The sequence below is a fragment of the Microbacterium sp. MPR-TSA4 genome (genome assembly GCF_058792815.1).
The window spans coordinates 22384-35969 of record NZ_JBXAFF010000009.1; the positions used below are offsets into that span (position 1 = coordinate 22384).

The following is a 13586-nucleotide window of genomic DNA, read 5'->3' on the forward strand; positions in this document are numbered from 1 at the left end:
AGAAGACATGACTGACGAAGAACGCCCCGACCCGAACGCCGGGCACAACCACGGCAACATCGACCAGGTCGATCTCCAGGTCGAGATGCAGCGCAGCTACCTCGACTACGCCATGAGCGTCATCGTCGGCCGCGCGCTGCCGCGCGTCGAAGACGGTCTGAAGCCGGTGCACCGCCGCGTCATCTACGGGATGTACGACGGCGGGTACCGTCCCGACAAGAGCTTCAACAAGTGCGCCCGCGTCGTCGGCGAGGTCATGGGCCAGTACCACCCGCACGGTGACAGCGCGATCTACGACGCACTCGTGCGCCTCGTGCAGCCGTGGTCGCTGCGCTACCCGCTCGCCGACGGACAGGGCAACTTCGGCTCTCCCGGCAACCAGGGCGCCGCCGCCCCGCGGTACACCGAGACCAAGATGGCCGCGCTCGCGATGGAGATGGTCCGCGACATCGACGAGGACACCGTCGATTTCGAGGACAACTACGACGGGAAGACCCAGGAGCCCGTCGTCCTGCCCTCGCGCTTCCCCAACCTCCTCGTCAACGGCTCGGTCGGCATCGCGGTCGGCATGGCCACCAACATCCCGCCCCACAACCTGCGCGAGGTCGCCGACGGAGCGCTGTGGGCGCTGGAGAACCCGGATGCCACCCGCGAGGAGCTGCTCGAAGCTCTCATGGGCCGCATCCACGGTCCCGACTTCCCGACGGGCGCCCAGATCCTGGGCACGAAGGGCATTCGCGAGGCTCAGCGCACGGGCCGCGGGTCGATCACGATGCGCGCCGTGGTCAACGTCGAGGAGATCCAGGGGCGCACCTGCCTGGTCATCACCGAGCTGCCCTACCAGGTGAACCCCGACAACGTCGCGCTGAAGATCCGTGACCTCGCCCGCGACGGGCGTATCACCGGCATCGCCGACATCCGCGACGAGACCAGCGACCGCACGGGCCAGCGGCTCGTGATCGTGCTGAAGCGGGATGCCGTCGCGAAGGTGGTCCTCAACAACCTGTACAAGCACACGCAGCTGCAGGAGAACTTCGGCGCCAACATGCTGGCGATCGTCGACGGCGTGCCGCGCACGCTCGCCCTCGACGGCTTCATCTCCTACTGGATCGACCATCAGGTCGAGGTCATCGTGCGGCGCACGCGCTTCCGCCTCCGCAAGGCCGAAGAGCGCATGCACATCCTGCGCGCGTACCTGAAGGCGCTGGATGCGCTGGACGAGGTCATCGCGCTCATCCGCCGCTCGCCCACGGTCGACGAGGCGCGCGAGGGTCTGAAGTCGCTGCTCGCGATCGACGACGTGCAGGCCGATGCGATCCTCGCGATGCAGCTGCGCCGCCTGGCGGCTCTCGAGCGCCAGAAGATCATCGACGAGGCGACCGAGCTCGAGGCGCAGATCGCCGACCTGAACGACATCCTCGTCACGCCGGGCCGTCAGCGCACGATCATCGCCGAAGAGCTCACGGGCATCGTCGACAAGTTCGGCGACGAGCGGCGCACGACGATCCTGCACGGCTTCGACGGCGACATGTCGATGGAGGACCTGATCCCCGAGGAGGAGATGGTCATCACCGTCACGCGCGACGGCTACATCAAGCGCACGCGCAGCGACAACTACCGCTCGCAGCACCGTGGCGGCAAGGGCGTCAAGGGTGCCCAGCTGCGCGCCGACGACGTCGTCGAGCACTTCTTCGTGACGACGACGCACCACTGGCTCCTCTTCTTCACGACGAAGGGCCGCGTCTACCGGTCCAAGGCGTACGAGGTGCCCGAGGCCGGCCGCGATGCGAAGGGTCAGCACGTCGCGAACCTGCTCGCGCTGCAGCCGGGCGAGGAGATCGCGCAGATCCTCGACATCCGCGACTACAAGGTCGCGCAGTACCTCGTGCTCGCGACCCGCGACGGCAAGGTGAAGAAGACCTTCCTCAGCGAGTACGACACCAACCGTCAGGGCGGGATCATCGCGATCCGCCTGCGCGGTCAGGACGAGGAGGACGGCGACGAGGTCGTCAGCGCACTGCTGGTCGACGACACCGACGACATCCTCCTCATCTCCCGCCAGGGCATGTCGCTGCGCTTCACGGCCACCGACGAGTCGCTGCGGCCGATGGGACGCTCGACCGAAGGCGTGAAGGGAATGTCCTTCCGCGAGGACGACATGCTGCTGTCGGCATCCGTCGCGAAGGACGACGCGTACGTGTTCGTCGTGACCGAAGGCGGCTACGCCAAACGCACCGCGGTCGACCAGTACCGGCTCCAGGGTCGCGGCGGATTGGGCATCAAGGTGGCCAAACTGAACGAGGATCGGGGCGTTCTCGCGGGCGGTCTGATCGTGGGTGAGGACGACGAGGTCTTGGTGGTTCTTGCCAGCGGCAAGGTGGTACGCTCTGCCGTGGCCGAGGTGCCTGCGAAGGGTCGCGACACCATGGGAGTGGTTTTCGCCCGTCCCGATGACGACGACCGCATCCTCGCGATCGCCCGTAATTCGGAGCGAGCTCTCCGTCAGGAGCATGACTCGGCCGAGACGGCAGACGCCGAAGAACCCCCCGCTTCACGCCCCGAAGGAAGTGACACTGACGCATGAGCACGGTAGCCGACAAGCTCGCCAAGAAGTCATCGAGCAAGACCAGCGCCAAGCAGGTGCGCCTGCGCCTCGTTTACGTCGACTTCTGGTCCGCCGTGAAGCTGTCGTTCCTCGCGGCGGTCGCCCTGGCGATCGTCACGGTGGTGGCGAGCTTCCTCGTGTACATGGTGCTGAGCACCACGGGTCTGATCGGCAAGCTCGACGAGCTGTTCACGGCGTTCGACGACAACTTCAAGCTGAGCGACGTCATCAACCTCCCGCAGGTGATGGCGTTCTCCGCGGTCGTCGCGATCCTGAACCTCATCGTGCTCACCGTGCTGGGCGCCGTCATCGCGGGGATCTACAACCTGATGGTCAAGGTGACCGGCGGCCTGCTCGTCGGGTTCACCTCCAACTGACCGATTTTTGGTTTGCCCGCTCGTCGGGTAAAGTCTTGGAGGTTGACGGCGGAGACGCCGCCTCCGGACGGGGCTATAGCTCAGGCGGTTAGAGCGCTTCACTGATAATGAAGAGGTCCCAGGTTCAAGTCCTGGTAGCCCCACCACTTCCCGTCCGGGGCCTTAGCTCAGTTGGTAGAGCGCCTGCTTTGCAAGCAGGATGTCAGGAGTTCGAATCTCCTAGGCTCCACAGACATCTCGCCCCGTCTTCCGCCGCTGGTCGTGCGCTGGGATACTCACTGCATGCGCTTTGAGACCACGCTGTTCCAGCAGGGCAACAACACCGGGATCGTGGTGCCGCCCGAGATCGTCGACGGACTGGGTGGGGGCAGTCGTGCCGCCGTTTCCGTGACCGTCAACGGCTTCACCTACCCGAGCACCCTCGCGGTGATGGGCGGGCGGCATCTGATCCCCTTCTCATCCGACAAACGGGCGGCGACGGGCCTGGCCGGCGGTGACGCCATCGAGGTCGTCCTCGAGCTCGACACGGCACCGCGCACCGTCGAGCTCCCCGACGACCTGGCCGGCGCGCTGGCGGATGCCGGAGCTCGCGCCGCATTCGACGCGCTCGCACCGAGCGCGCGGAAGGCCCACGTCACGAACGTGCTGTCGGCGAAGGCGGAGGAGACGCGGGCGCGCCGTATCGCGGCGATCGTCGCGAAGCTCGCCTGAGCACCGACATCCGCCACGCGGCGGCGAGACACGCCCGGGCCGCGGAGCGGATCATCCTCTAGGGGGACGCGAGGGTCCATGGGCCTCTCATAGCGTGTTCATCGGAGCCGTTTCGCTCCGACGACACGATGGGACCCCCGCCATGAAGACCCTCACCCGTATCGCCACCACCACGCTGGCCGCGGTCGCCCTCGCGATCTCGGCATCCGGCTGCACGGCCGCCTCCGACGGCAATGGTGGGAAGACCGACTCGCCGCTGATGGAGTACCTCGGCGCCGTCTACGGCACCAACCTGTCGGCCTCGGAGCAGGAGCAGCGATACGCCGAATCGCAGAAGAAGTCCGAGGAGCTCGTCGCCCAGTGCATGAAGGACCAGGGCTTCGAGTACACGCCGAACACCCAGAACGTCTCGTTCTCGGCCGGTGACGCGGACATGTGGAAGCCCGACGACCGGGACTGGGTCTCGCAGTACGGCTACGGCATGGTGAAGAACCCGATGTCCGACCAGCCCGCGCAGGAGACCCCGTACACCGACCCGAACCAGGGCTACCTCGACAGCCTCTCCCAGACGGAGCAGACCGCGTACTGGGAGGCGCTCTACGGACCGCAGCCCACCGAGGACCAGCTCGGCGAGGACGGGTCGTACGAGTACGACTGGAAGACGGCGGGATGCCAGGGCGCTGCGCAGCACGAGACCAACAGCGATCCGATGCAGGACGAGCAGTTCGCCTCGCTGAACGAAGCGATCAACACGTTCTACACGGACATGGCCACCAACACGGCTTTCGCGGAGATCAACCAGAAGTGGTCGTCCTGCATGAGCGACGCCGGACACACGGGCTTCTCGGCGCAGACCGACGCGCAGATGTCGATCTCGAACAAGCTGTCGTCGTACTACGAGAAGATGAGCGGCTCCTCGGGTGCGCAGGAGAATGACCCCGAACTCGCCACGCTCGCCGAGGAGGAGGTCGCCGTCGCCCTCGCCGACCTCGACTGCCGGACGAAGACCGGATACACCGCGGAGCAGCAGAAGGTGCAGTTCGAGCTGGAGCGACAGTTCATCGCCGACCACAAGGCCGAGCTCGAGGCGCTCAAGGCGGCCGCCGAGCAGGCGGGACGATAGATGACGAGCGACCGCGCCGCCGGCGACCCCGACCGCTCCTCCGAGGTCGACCTGCTCGGCGATCTCGCACCTGCCGACGATGTCGTGCCCGCCGGTGATGCGGCGGCATCCGATGCGCCGGATGCCGGGCGCCGCTCCGGCTGGCGAGGGATGCTGCGGGCCAATCGAGCGCTGTGGATCACCGCGCTCGTCGCGACCGGGGCCCTCGTCGCCGGACTCCTCGTGGGGACTTTCGTCGTCGCGCCGGCGGGTGGGGCCAACGCCGCCGCGCCCGCGGCGGGGCTCGTCACCGTGCCCGTCGAGTTCGGTGAGTTGAGCAACGATGTCACCGTCCGGGCCGACGTCGGCTACGCCGACGCCACGGAGGTGACGATCGACACCGCGAGCGTCGAGGGTCCCGCCGTCGTGACCGGCCAGGTGCCCGCCACGGGTGCGGAGCTGAACCCCCTGTCGATCGCGCTCGAAGTGGCCGGCAGGCCGGTGATCGTCCTGCCGGGCGAGCTGCCCGCGTACCGCACGCTCCGCTTCGGCGTCTCCGGCCCCGACGTCGTGCAGTTGAAGAACGCGCTGCGCGCGGTCGGCATCGACGGCGGCGATCCGGCATCCGACCGCTTCGACGAGACCACCGCGGCCGGCGTCGACGCGCTGTACACGGCCGCCGGCTATCCCGCCCCGGGCGGGGATGCCTCCGCGGCCGCCACCGTCCGCGCAGCGGAGCAAGGGCTACAGTCGGCGCAGCAGTCGTTGGGCGCGGCATCCGCCGATCTCGGCAAGGCCGCCTCCGGCGCCTCGGCGGTCGAGATCCGTCAGGCGGACAACGAGGTCGCCGCCGCGCAGCGCGCGGTCGCCGACGCCCAGGCCGCGGGTGAGGCACCCTCGCGGATCGCCAATCTCCAGGACGACCTCGCGCTGGCCCAGTTGCGGCGCGAGCAGCTGTCCGCCGCTCCCGACACCTCGGCGCAGCGCGCCGCGAGGGATGCCGCGCGCGAGCAGGTCGCCCAGGCCGAGGCCGACCTGGCGCGGGCCCGTGAAGCGGCACTCACCGCGCTGCCTTCCTCGGAGGTGCTGTATCTCAGCAGTCTTCCGCGACGTGTGGATGAGGTGACGGCCAAGCGCGGCAGCGTGCTGCAGGGAAAGGCGATGACCGTCTCGGGCGCCACCGTGCAGCTCACCGGCTCGGTGGCCTCGGCCGACGCGCGGCTTCTGACGGTCGGCGGGAAAGCGAGCTTCGCGCTGCCGGACGGCGCGGCGCACACGGCGACGATCGCCGCGATCACCCCCGCAAGCGGTAGAGACGCGAACGGCCGCTGGTCGCTGACGCTCACCCCCGACCCCCTCTCGACCGAGCAGATCCAGCAGATCCAGGGCAGCAACGTCCGCGTGTCGATCCCGGTCGGCGCGACCGACGGCAAGGTGCTCTCCGTCCCCCTCGCGGCACTGTCGGCGGGCACCGGCGGGGAGGCACGCGTCGAGGTCATCGTCGGTGATCCTCGCGACCCTCGCGCGCAGACGCGGCTCGTCACCGTGCAGACGGGACTGTCGGCGAAGGGTGTCGTCGAGGTGACGCCGTCCGGCGGCGAGCTCACGGAGGGCGACCTCGTGGTGGTCGGGAAGTGAGTGCGGCGGATGCCGTCGCACCCCTGGTCGAACTGCGCGACGTGACCCGGTCGTTTCCCGGACCGCCGGAGGTGCAGGCTCTCAAGGGGATCAATCTGCGTGTCGACACCGGGGACTACGTGTCGATCGTGGGCCCGAGCGGGTCGGGCAAGTCGACCATGTTGAGCATCCTCGGCCTGCTCGACCGCCCGAGTGTCGGCGAGTACCGCTTCGACGGCGTCCTCACCGGCGCCCTCGACGAGGATCGGCGTGCGGCGGTGCGAGCCCGGCGCATCGGCTTCGTCTTCCAGGCGTTCCACCTCATGCCCCGTCGGACCGTCCTCGAGAACGTCCTGGTCCCCATGCTCTACAGCGGTGTGCCGCGGGGCGAGCGCGAGTCACGGGCGCGCGCGGCGCTCGACCGCGTCGGTCTCGGTCACCGCGTCGACTTCCTGCCCACGCTCCTGTCGGGCGGCGAACGGCAGCGGGTGGCCGTCGCCCGTGCGGTGGTGGGCCGGCCGAGCCTTCTGCTCGCCGACGAGCCCACCGGCAACCTGGACCGGAGCACCTCCGACGAGGTGCTCGAGCTGTTCGACGAGCTGCACGGCGAGGGTCAGACGCTGGTGGTCATCACGCACGACAGCACCGTGGCCGCACGGGCCGGGCGGCGCGTGCGCATCTCCGACGGGCGACTGGAAGAGGTGGCCTGACGTGCGATGGATCCCGCGTCGCCGCGACCGCCGTCCTCCCGCCGAGGAAGCGGGCGTCGACGGGCTCGTCCCGCCCGTCGCGCGCGCGGATCGGTTCTCCGCGGCCGACCTCGTCGCCGAGGCGACGGTGGACATCGGCGCACGACCGGCACGACTCGTGATGACCCTCGCCGGCACGGTCCTCGGCGTCGGCGCCCTCGTCGCGACACTCGGCTTCGCGCAGACGGCCGCGGGACAGATCGCGCGACAGTTCGACGCCGCCGCGGCGACGGGTATCGAGATCACTCCGTCGACGGCGAGCACGCGCGGCGGCGGACAGGTCGCCACCGCGCGGCTGCCGTGGGATGCCGTCGAGCGCGTCGAGCGCCTCGCGGGCGTCGAGTCCGCCGTGCTCCTGTCCGACGTGGCGCTTCCCGACGGCGCGACCGTCACCGCGGTCCCGGTCAACGACCCCTCGATCGCGTTGCCCGCGGCCCCGCCCATCGTCGCGGCATCCGCGGAGCTGCTCGACACGATCGGCGGCACCGTCCAGGCGGGGCGCATGTTCGACCTCGGTCACGATCGGCGCGGCGACCGCGTCGCCGTGGTGGGCGCCCGCGTGGCGGAGCGCCTCTCGATCAACCGCATCGACAGTCAGCCGTCGATCTTCATCGGGGGGATCGCGTACGCCGTCATCGGCATCGTGGACGGGTTCGAACGTCGCGCCGACCTGCTCGACGCCGTGATCGTCCCGACCGGCGCGGCCCGTGCCGACTTCGGCCTCGGCGGACCGGGCAGCGTGCAGGCGCGGATCGTCGTCGGCGCCGGGCCGCAGGTGAAGGACCAGGCGCCGCTCACCCTCAACCCCGCCGATCCGGATGCCGTCGAGGTCGCCGCGCCCCGCGCCGGAAGCGACCTCAGCCGCGGCGTGCAATCGGATGTGAACATCGTCTTCGTGGCGCTCGGGGTCATCGTGCTCCTCGCGGGCGGCCTCGGCATCGCCAACGTGACGATGCTCTCCGTGATGGAGCGCACACCGGAGATCGGCCTGCGCCGCGCGCTGGGGGCGACCTCGCGGCAGATCGCCGGGCAGTTCGTCGTGGAGTCGGTCGTCATCGGGCTGCTCGGCGGCATCATGGGGGCCGCGCTCGCGGTGCTCGGTGTGCTCGCGGTCTCGCTCGTCGCGGGCTGGGTCCCCGTCCTCGACCCGCTGCTCGCCGCCGCCGGCGCCGTCCTCGGCGGAGTGGTCGGACTCGTCGCGGGATGGATCCCGGCGCGCCGCGCGGCGCGGATCGAGCCGGTGGTGGCCCTGCGCAGCTGACCGCGAGGCGCCCGCTCAGGATGCCGAGCCGTGGAAGCGCGTTCGCGTCTCGGCATCCGCCACGTAGACGACGAGCTGCAGATCGGTCTCGTCGGAGGGGCGCAGCTGGTGGTGCTCGAAGACGAGGCGTCCGAGCGCCGGATGCCGGAACACGCGCTCGCGGGAGCGGAACCCGCTCACGCCGTGCTCGTTCCAGCGCGCACGGAAGTCGTCACTCGCGGCGGATAGACGGGCCACCAGGTCGCGATACCGCGGGTCGCCGAGTCGGGAGCCCGCTTCGGCGCGGAACTCGGCGAGGAAACGGCGGCTCGTGTCATCCCAGTCGTCCAGGAGCGAGCGCACCGACGGATCGGTGAAGACCAGCCAGAGCAGGTTGCGATCCTCGGGCGTCGTGGTCGCGACCCCCGGATAGAGCCGCTCGTAGGCGCGGTTCCACCCCGTGATGCCCCAGTCGGGTGCGAGCGCGTAGGCGGGGTGCTCGTCGAGCGCGTCGAGGAAGCGCTGGACGTGCGCGGGGGCGACGTCCACCGCTCCCGCGCGCACCGCGGGCCTCGGAGCGAGTCCCACGAGGCTCAGGACGTAGTCGTGCTCCGTATCGGTGAGGCGCAGCGCCGTCGCCACGGCGTCGAGCACTTGGCGCGAGGGATGGATGTCGCGGCCCTGCTCGAGCCACGTGTACCAGGTCACGCTCACGCCGGAGAGGTACGACACCTCCTCCCGACGCAGGCCCGTCGTGCGTCCGCGTCCGGCGGGCGGGAGACCGTACGTCGAGCGGTCGAGGCGCTCGCGCTGCCGGCGCAGGAACGATCCGAGCTCCCGTCGTTGCTGACGGCCGTCGTCACGGACGTCATGGGGGTGGTCATCGGTCACTCCACAAACCTAGTGCTCCCACTACTAGTATCAGCAGCCACTTCCGCCGACCGCCGCCGGCCCCCAGGGTGGAACCATGCCCACCCCTCTGCGCTCCCGCACCGTCACCCACGGCCGCAACGCCGCCGGCGCCCGTGCCCTCTTCCGCGCCGCCGGTGTCAACGCGGCCGACTTCGGCAAGCCGATGATCGCGGTCGCGAACAGCTTCACCGAGTTCGTCCCCGGCCACACCCACCTGCAGCCGGTCGGTCGCATCGTGTCCGAGGCGATCTCCGCCGCCGGCGGCATCCCGCGCGAGTTCAACACGATCGCCGTCGACGACGGCATCGCGATGGGCCACGGCGGCATGCTCTACTCGCTGCCCTCGCGCGACCTCATCGCCGACTCGGTCGAGTACATGGTCAACGCCCATCAGGCCGACGCGCTGGTGTGCATCTCCAACTGCGACAAGATCACCCCCGGCATGCTCATGGCGGCGCTGCGTCTGAACATCCCGACGGTCTTCGTCTCGGGCGGGCCGATGGAGTCGGGCCGCGCCACCCTCGTCGACGGGACCGTCCGCACCCTCGACCTCGTCGACGCGATCTCCGAGGCGGCCAACGACACCGTGTCGGATGCCGACATCCAGCGCATCGAGGAGAACGCCTGCCCGACCTGCGGTTCGTGTTCGGGGATGTTCACCGCGAACTCGATGAACTGCCTCGTCGAGGCCCTCGGCCTGGCCCTCCCCGGCAACGGATCGGTGCTCGCGACGCACACGGCCCGCCGCGCCCTGTACGAGAAGGCCGGCGAGGTCGCCGTGCAGATCACCCGCGCCTTCTACGACGAGGACGACGCCTCGGTGCTCCCCCGGGCGGTCGCGAGTCCCTCCGCTTTCGCCAACGCCATGGCGCTCGACATCGCCATGGGCGGATCGACCAACACGATCCTGCATCTGCTGGCCGCGGCACACGAGGCCGGCATCGACTTCGGGCTCGACGAGATCGATGCCATCTCCCGCCGCGTGCCTTGCCTCGCCAAGATCGCCCCCAACCCGGCGTACGGCCGCATGTACTACATGGAGGACGTGCACCGCGCGGGCGGCATCCCCACGATCCTCGGCGAGCTGCACCGCGCGGGTCTGCTCAACGAGGACGTCTCGTCCATCCACTCCGACTCCCTCGCCTCGTGGCTGGCGGAGTGGGACGTGCGCGGAGGCACCGCGTCCGACACCGCCCGCGACCTGTGGCATGCGGCCCCCGGCGGCGTGCGGTCCTCGAGCGCGTTCTCGCAGTCCGAGCGCTGGGCGGCGCTGGATGAGGATGCCGAGAACGGCTGCATCCGGTCCGCCGCGCACGCGTACTCGGCCGACGGCGGGCTCGCGGTGCTGCGCGGCAACATGGCCGTCGACGGGGCGGTCGTCAAGACGGCGGGCGTCGATCCGTCGATCCTCGTGTTCTCGGGACCGGCGGTCGTGTGCGAGTCGCAGGAGGAGGCGGTCGCCAAGATCCTCGGCAAGCAGGTGCAGCCGGGCGATGTCGTCGTCATCCGGTACGAAGGACCGAAGGGCGGGCCGGGGATGCAGGAGATGCTGCACCCGACCTCGTTCCTCAAGGGCCGCGGTCTGGGCAAGGTCTGCGCCCTCGTCACCGACGGTCGGTTCTCCGGCGGCACGTCGGGTCTGTCGATCGGACACGTCTCCCCCGAGGCGGCCAGCGGCGGGATCATCGCGCTCGTCGAGGACGGCGACATCATCGACATCGACATCCCCTCGCGCGGCATGAGCCTGCGCGTGGACGACGATGAGCTCGAGCGTCGGCGCGCCCGGCTGTTGGCGGACGGCGGCTACGCGCCCCGCGACCGCAACCGTCCCGTGTCGCTCGCCTTGCGCGCCTACGCCGCGATGGCGACGTCGGCCGACCGGGGCGCCGTGCGCGACGTCGAGGCGGTCGAGCGCGCCCTGCGCGACCGGGAGTTGCGGACCGCGGCCGTCTGACCCGCGTGTCCGACGGGGAAAAGACGCCTCCCGGCGTCATAGCCGCGCCCGCTAGGCTCACGGGATGGACCTGCGGGTTGCGGCGTACGCCGTCGTCGTCGACGCGGACGATCGCGTGCTGCTCGCCCACTGGCATCAGGGGCGCCGCGGCGCGTGGACCATGCCCGGCGGTGGCCTCGAGCCCGGTGAGGACCCCGTCGACGCGGCCCGCCGTGAAGTCTGGGAGGAGACCGGCTTCCGCGTGCGGGTGGGTGAGCTCCTCGGCATCCATTCCCGCGTGATCCCCGCGAGCAGACGCGTGTATGCGGAGGACACGGAACCGCTCCACACCCTGCGGATCGTCTACCGAGCCGAGGTGACCGGCGGCCGGTTGCGGCACGAGCAGAACGGGTCGACCGACCGCGCCGAGTGGTTTCCGCTCAGCGCCCTTCCGCCGCAACGGGTGAAGCTGGTCGACGTGGCGCTCGGCATGGCCGGCCTCGCCGTCAGCGCGTCGGGCTGACCGGCTGCGAGATGTCGGCGACCGTGGCGTCGTAGGCGGCGATCAGTTCGTCGGCGTCCACGAAGAGGCTGTACCCGTGCGCGCCGGCGCCCATCGCGATGCGGCGCCCGGCGATCGACGCGTCCGCGTACACCGGCCAGTCGGTCGTGCTGCCGATGGGGACGATCGTCCCCCGCTCGTACCCCGTCGCCTGCAGGGCGAGCTCGGGCTCCGGCAGGCGCAGCTTGTTCACGCCGACGAGAGCGCGCAGCTTCGGCCACGAGATCGCCAGGTCTCCGGGGATCAGCGCGAACAGGTAGGTGTCGTCCGACTTCTTCACCACGAGGGTCTTCACGATGTCGGCCGGCTGGAGGCCCAGCAACCGCGCGGCCTCGTCGAGACTGGATGCCGGGGGTCGCTCGCGCAGCTCGATGTCGAGACCGCGCGCTGCGGCGGCGGTGCGCACGCGCGCGAGCGGATCAGTCATGGCGTTTCGACTCGCTGCGCTCGCTCAACGACCGGGGGCTGCGGGAGCTTGACGACCGGGGGCTGCGGGAGCTTGACGACCGGGGGCTGCGGGAGCTCGACGACCGGGGCTGCTCAGGCATCCGGTGCGCGCAGCGGGTCGTCCGCCACCCACAGCTCGTCGTCGGCACGCAGGGTCTGCCAGGCGGCGTAGACGACGCCCGCGGCCGCGGCGACGCCGAGCAGGATCGCGATGACACCGCCGGCGCCGATGCGCTTCTTGGGTGCCGCGACGCTGAGCTGCTTGGTCGCCTTCTTGCCGTACTTGTCGGCCTTCTTCTGGATGGCCGCCAGGTCGATCGAGCCGAAACCGCGGCCGGCTGCGAGGTCGTGACGCTTCTCGCTCGCGGCATCCCACACCGACAGCGCCGAGCCGATCAGGGCACCGGCGGTCGGGACGACCTTGTCGTTGTAGACCTTCTTGGAGGTCGCGACGCCCTGCTCGACGTACGGGGCGGCGTACTTCTCATACGTGTGCTGCACGGTCGGCACGACCTGCTCGCGGTTGTAGTTGCCGAGCTGGCGTCCCGCCTCGCGGGCGACCTCGCCGGCCTGTCCGATCAGGACCTGCTGCGACTCCCACAGCGTGTTCGCCTGGTGCTGGAGCTTGCGGAGTTCCTTCTTGCGCTTGCGGCTGAGGCTCACGGTGCCCTCCCTGGGTTCCGGCTGGGTTTCATCCCATCTTGCCAGACCTCCCGGGCCTTGCGAGGGGTTGACAGGTGAGAGAATGCTAGGCATGCCGATCCACACCGCCGTCGCGACCATCCACACCAACCACGGCGACATCGTCGTCAACCTCTTCGGAGACCACGCACCCCGCACCGTGCAGAACTTCACCGGTCTCGCCGACGGCTCGCAGGCGTGGACGCACCCGGCGAACGGCAAGCCGGGTGAGGGCCCGCTGTACAAGGACGTCATCTTCCACCGCATCATCCCGAACTTCATGATCCAGGGCGGCGACCCGCTCGGCCAGGGCGTCGGCGGGCCGGGCTACAACTTCAACGACGAGATCCACCCCGAGCTCACCTTCGGCGCGCCCTACCTGCTGGCCATGGCCAACGCGGGTCTGCGTCGCAACGCGATCACCGGCAAGGCCGAGGGCACGAACGGCTCGCAGTTCTTCATCACCACCGACCCGACGCCGTGGCTCAACGGCAAGCACACGATCTTCGGCGAAGTCGCCGACGATGCGTCGCGCGCCGTCGTCGACGCGATCTCGGCCGTCCCGACCGCCGCGGGCGACCGCCCGATCGAGCCCGTCGTCATCAGCTCCATCGACGTCGTCGCGGCCTGATCGCGCGGAACCGGCCGGC

Annotated in this window: 13 protein-coding genes and 2 tRNA genes; 12 read left to right on the forward strand and 3 right to left on the reverse strand. The window is 70.0% G+C overall.

Annotated elements, in window-relative coordinates; translation table 11 throughout:
- The first annotated feature begins 7 nt into the window (after positions 1–7).
- The 9 genes from gyrA (at position 8) to AC1Q49_RS06265 (ending at position 8422) form a co-directional block, all read left to right on the forward strand.
- A complete protein-coding gene (gene gyrA / locus AC1Q49_RS06225; RefSeq protein ID WP_060960834.1) occupies positions 8–2584 on the forward strand; it encodes a DNA gyrase subunit A in 2577 nt (858 codons plus the stop codon).
- Positions 2581–2982: a DUF3566 domain-containing protein gene (locus AC1Q49_RS06230; RefSeq protein ID WP_060960835.1), complete on the forward strand. Its 402-nt coding sequence runs from the start codon at positions 2581–2583 to the stop codon at positions 2980–2982. The genes gyrA and AC1Q49_RS06230 overlap by 4 nt, the downstream gene beginning before the upstream one ends.
- A 69-nt stretch (positions 2983–3051) precedes the next feature.
- Positions 3052–3128: transfer RNA gene (locus AC1Q49_RS06235), tRNA-Ile, on the forward strand.
- Between the two features lie 10 nt (positions 3129–3138).
- A tRNA-Ala gene (locus AC1Q49_RS06240) sits at positions 3139–3211 on the forward strand.
- Positions 3212–3264: 53 nt separating this feature from the next.
- Positions 3265–3693 (forward strand): YdeI/OmpD-associated family protein, encoded by a 429-nt coding sequence (locus AC1Q49_RS06245; protein WP_191009263.1) that lies wholly within the window; start codon positions 3265–3267, stop codon positions 3691–3693.
- Between the two features lie 142 nt (positions 3694–3835).
- Entirely contained in the window at positions 3836–4816 is a 981-nt protein-coding gene (locus AC1Q49_RS06250; protein ID WP_101307104.1) for a hypothetical protein, read from the forward strand.
- Entirely contained in the window at positions 4817–6433 is a 1617-nt protein-coding gene (locus AC1Q49_RS06255; protein ID WP_492491221.1) for an efflux RND transporter periplasmic adaptor subunit, read from the forward strand. It begins immediately after the preceding gene.
- Positions 6430–7122: an ABC transporter ATP-binding protein gene (locus AC1Q49_RS06260; RefSeq protein ID WP_101307103.1), complete on the forward strand. Its 693-nt coding sequence runs from the start codon at positions 6430–6432 to the stop codon at positions 7120–7122. Before AC1Q49_RS06255 ends, AC1Q49_RS06260 begins: the two co-directional genes overlap by 4 nt.
- Before the next feature lies 1 nt (position 7123).
- Positions 7124–8422 carry an ABC transporter permease gene (locus AC1Q49_RS06265; protein ID WP_492491222.1) on the forward strand — a complete coding sequence of 433 codons (1299 nt, stop codon included), beginning with the start codon at positions 7124–7126 and terminating at the stop codon, positions 8420–8422.
- Positions 8423–8437: 15 nt separating this feature from the next.
- Here AC1Q49_RS06265 and AC1Q49_RS06270 read toward each other — a convergent pair whose 3' ends face one another.
- On the reverse strand, positions 8438–9292 hold the full coding sequence (locus tag AC1Q49_RS06270) for a helix-turn-helix transcriptional regulator (RefSeq protein WP_492491223.1): 855 nt from the start codon (positions 9290–9292) through the stop codon (positions 8438–8440).
- A 76-nt stretch (positions 9293–9368) separates the two neighbouring features.
- On the opposite strand from AC1Q49_RS06270, the gene ilvD reads away from it, so the two are divergent.
- Positions 9369–11267 carry a dihydroxy-acid dehydratase gene (gene ilvD, locus AC1Q49_RS06275; RefSeq protein ID WP_492491224.1) on the forward strand — a complete coding sequence of 633 codons (1899 nt, stop codon included), beginning with the start codon at positions 9369–9371 and terminating at the stop codon, positions 11265–11267.
- A 64-nt stretch (positions 11268–11331) separates the two neighbouring features.
- Positions 11332–11769 carry an NUDIX hydrolase gene (locus AC1Q49_RS06280; RefSeq protein ID WP_060959603.1) on the forward strand — a complete coding sequence of 146 codons (438 nt, stop codon included), beginning with the start codon at positions 11332–11334 and terminating at the stop codon, positions 11767–11769.
- On the opposite strand, the gene AC1Q49_RS06285 is transcribed toward AC1Q49_RS06280, so the two are convergent.
- Together AC1Q49_RS06285 and AC1Q49_RS06290 are read right to left on the reverse strand one after the other, a co-directional pair.
- Positions 11753–12235 carry an aminoacyl-tRNA deacylase gene (locus AC1Q49_RS06285; protein WP_060959604.1) on the reverse strand — a complete coding sequence of 161 codons (483 nt, stop codon included), beginning with the start codon at positions 12233–12235 and terminating at the stop codon, positions 11753–11755. The two genes, AC1Q49_RS06280 and AC1Q49_RS06285, sit on opposite strands and share 17 nt — an antisense overlap.
- A gap of 113 nt (positions 12236–12348) precedes the next feature.
- On the reverse strand, positions 12349–12918 hold the full coding sequence (locus tag AC1Q49_RS06290) for a hypothetical protein (RefSeq protein WP_060959605.1): 570 nt from the start codon (positions 12916–12918) through the stop codon (positions 12349–12351).
- A gap of 91 nt (positions 12919–13009) precedes the next feature.
- On the opposite strand from AC1Q49_RS06290, the gene AC1Q49_RS06295 reads away from it, so the two are divergent.
- On the forward strand, positions 13010–13567 hold the full coding sequence (locus AC1Q49_RS06295) for a peptidylprolyl isomerase (RefSeq protein ID WP_492491225.1): 558 nt from the start codon (positions 13010–13012) through the stop codon (positions 13565–13567).
- The last annotated feature ends 19 nt before the right edge of the window (positions 13568–13586 follow it).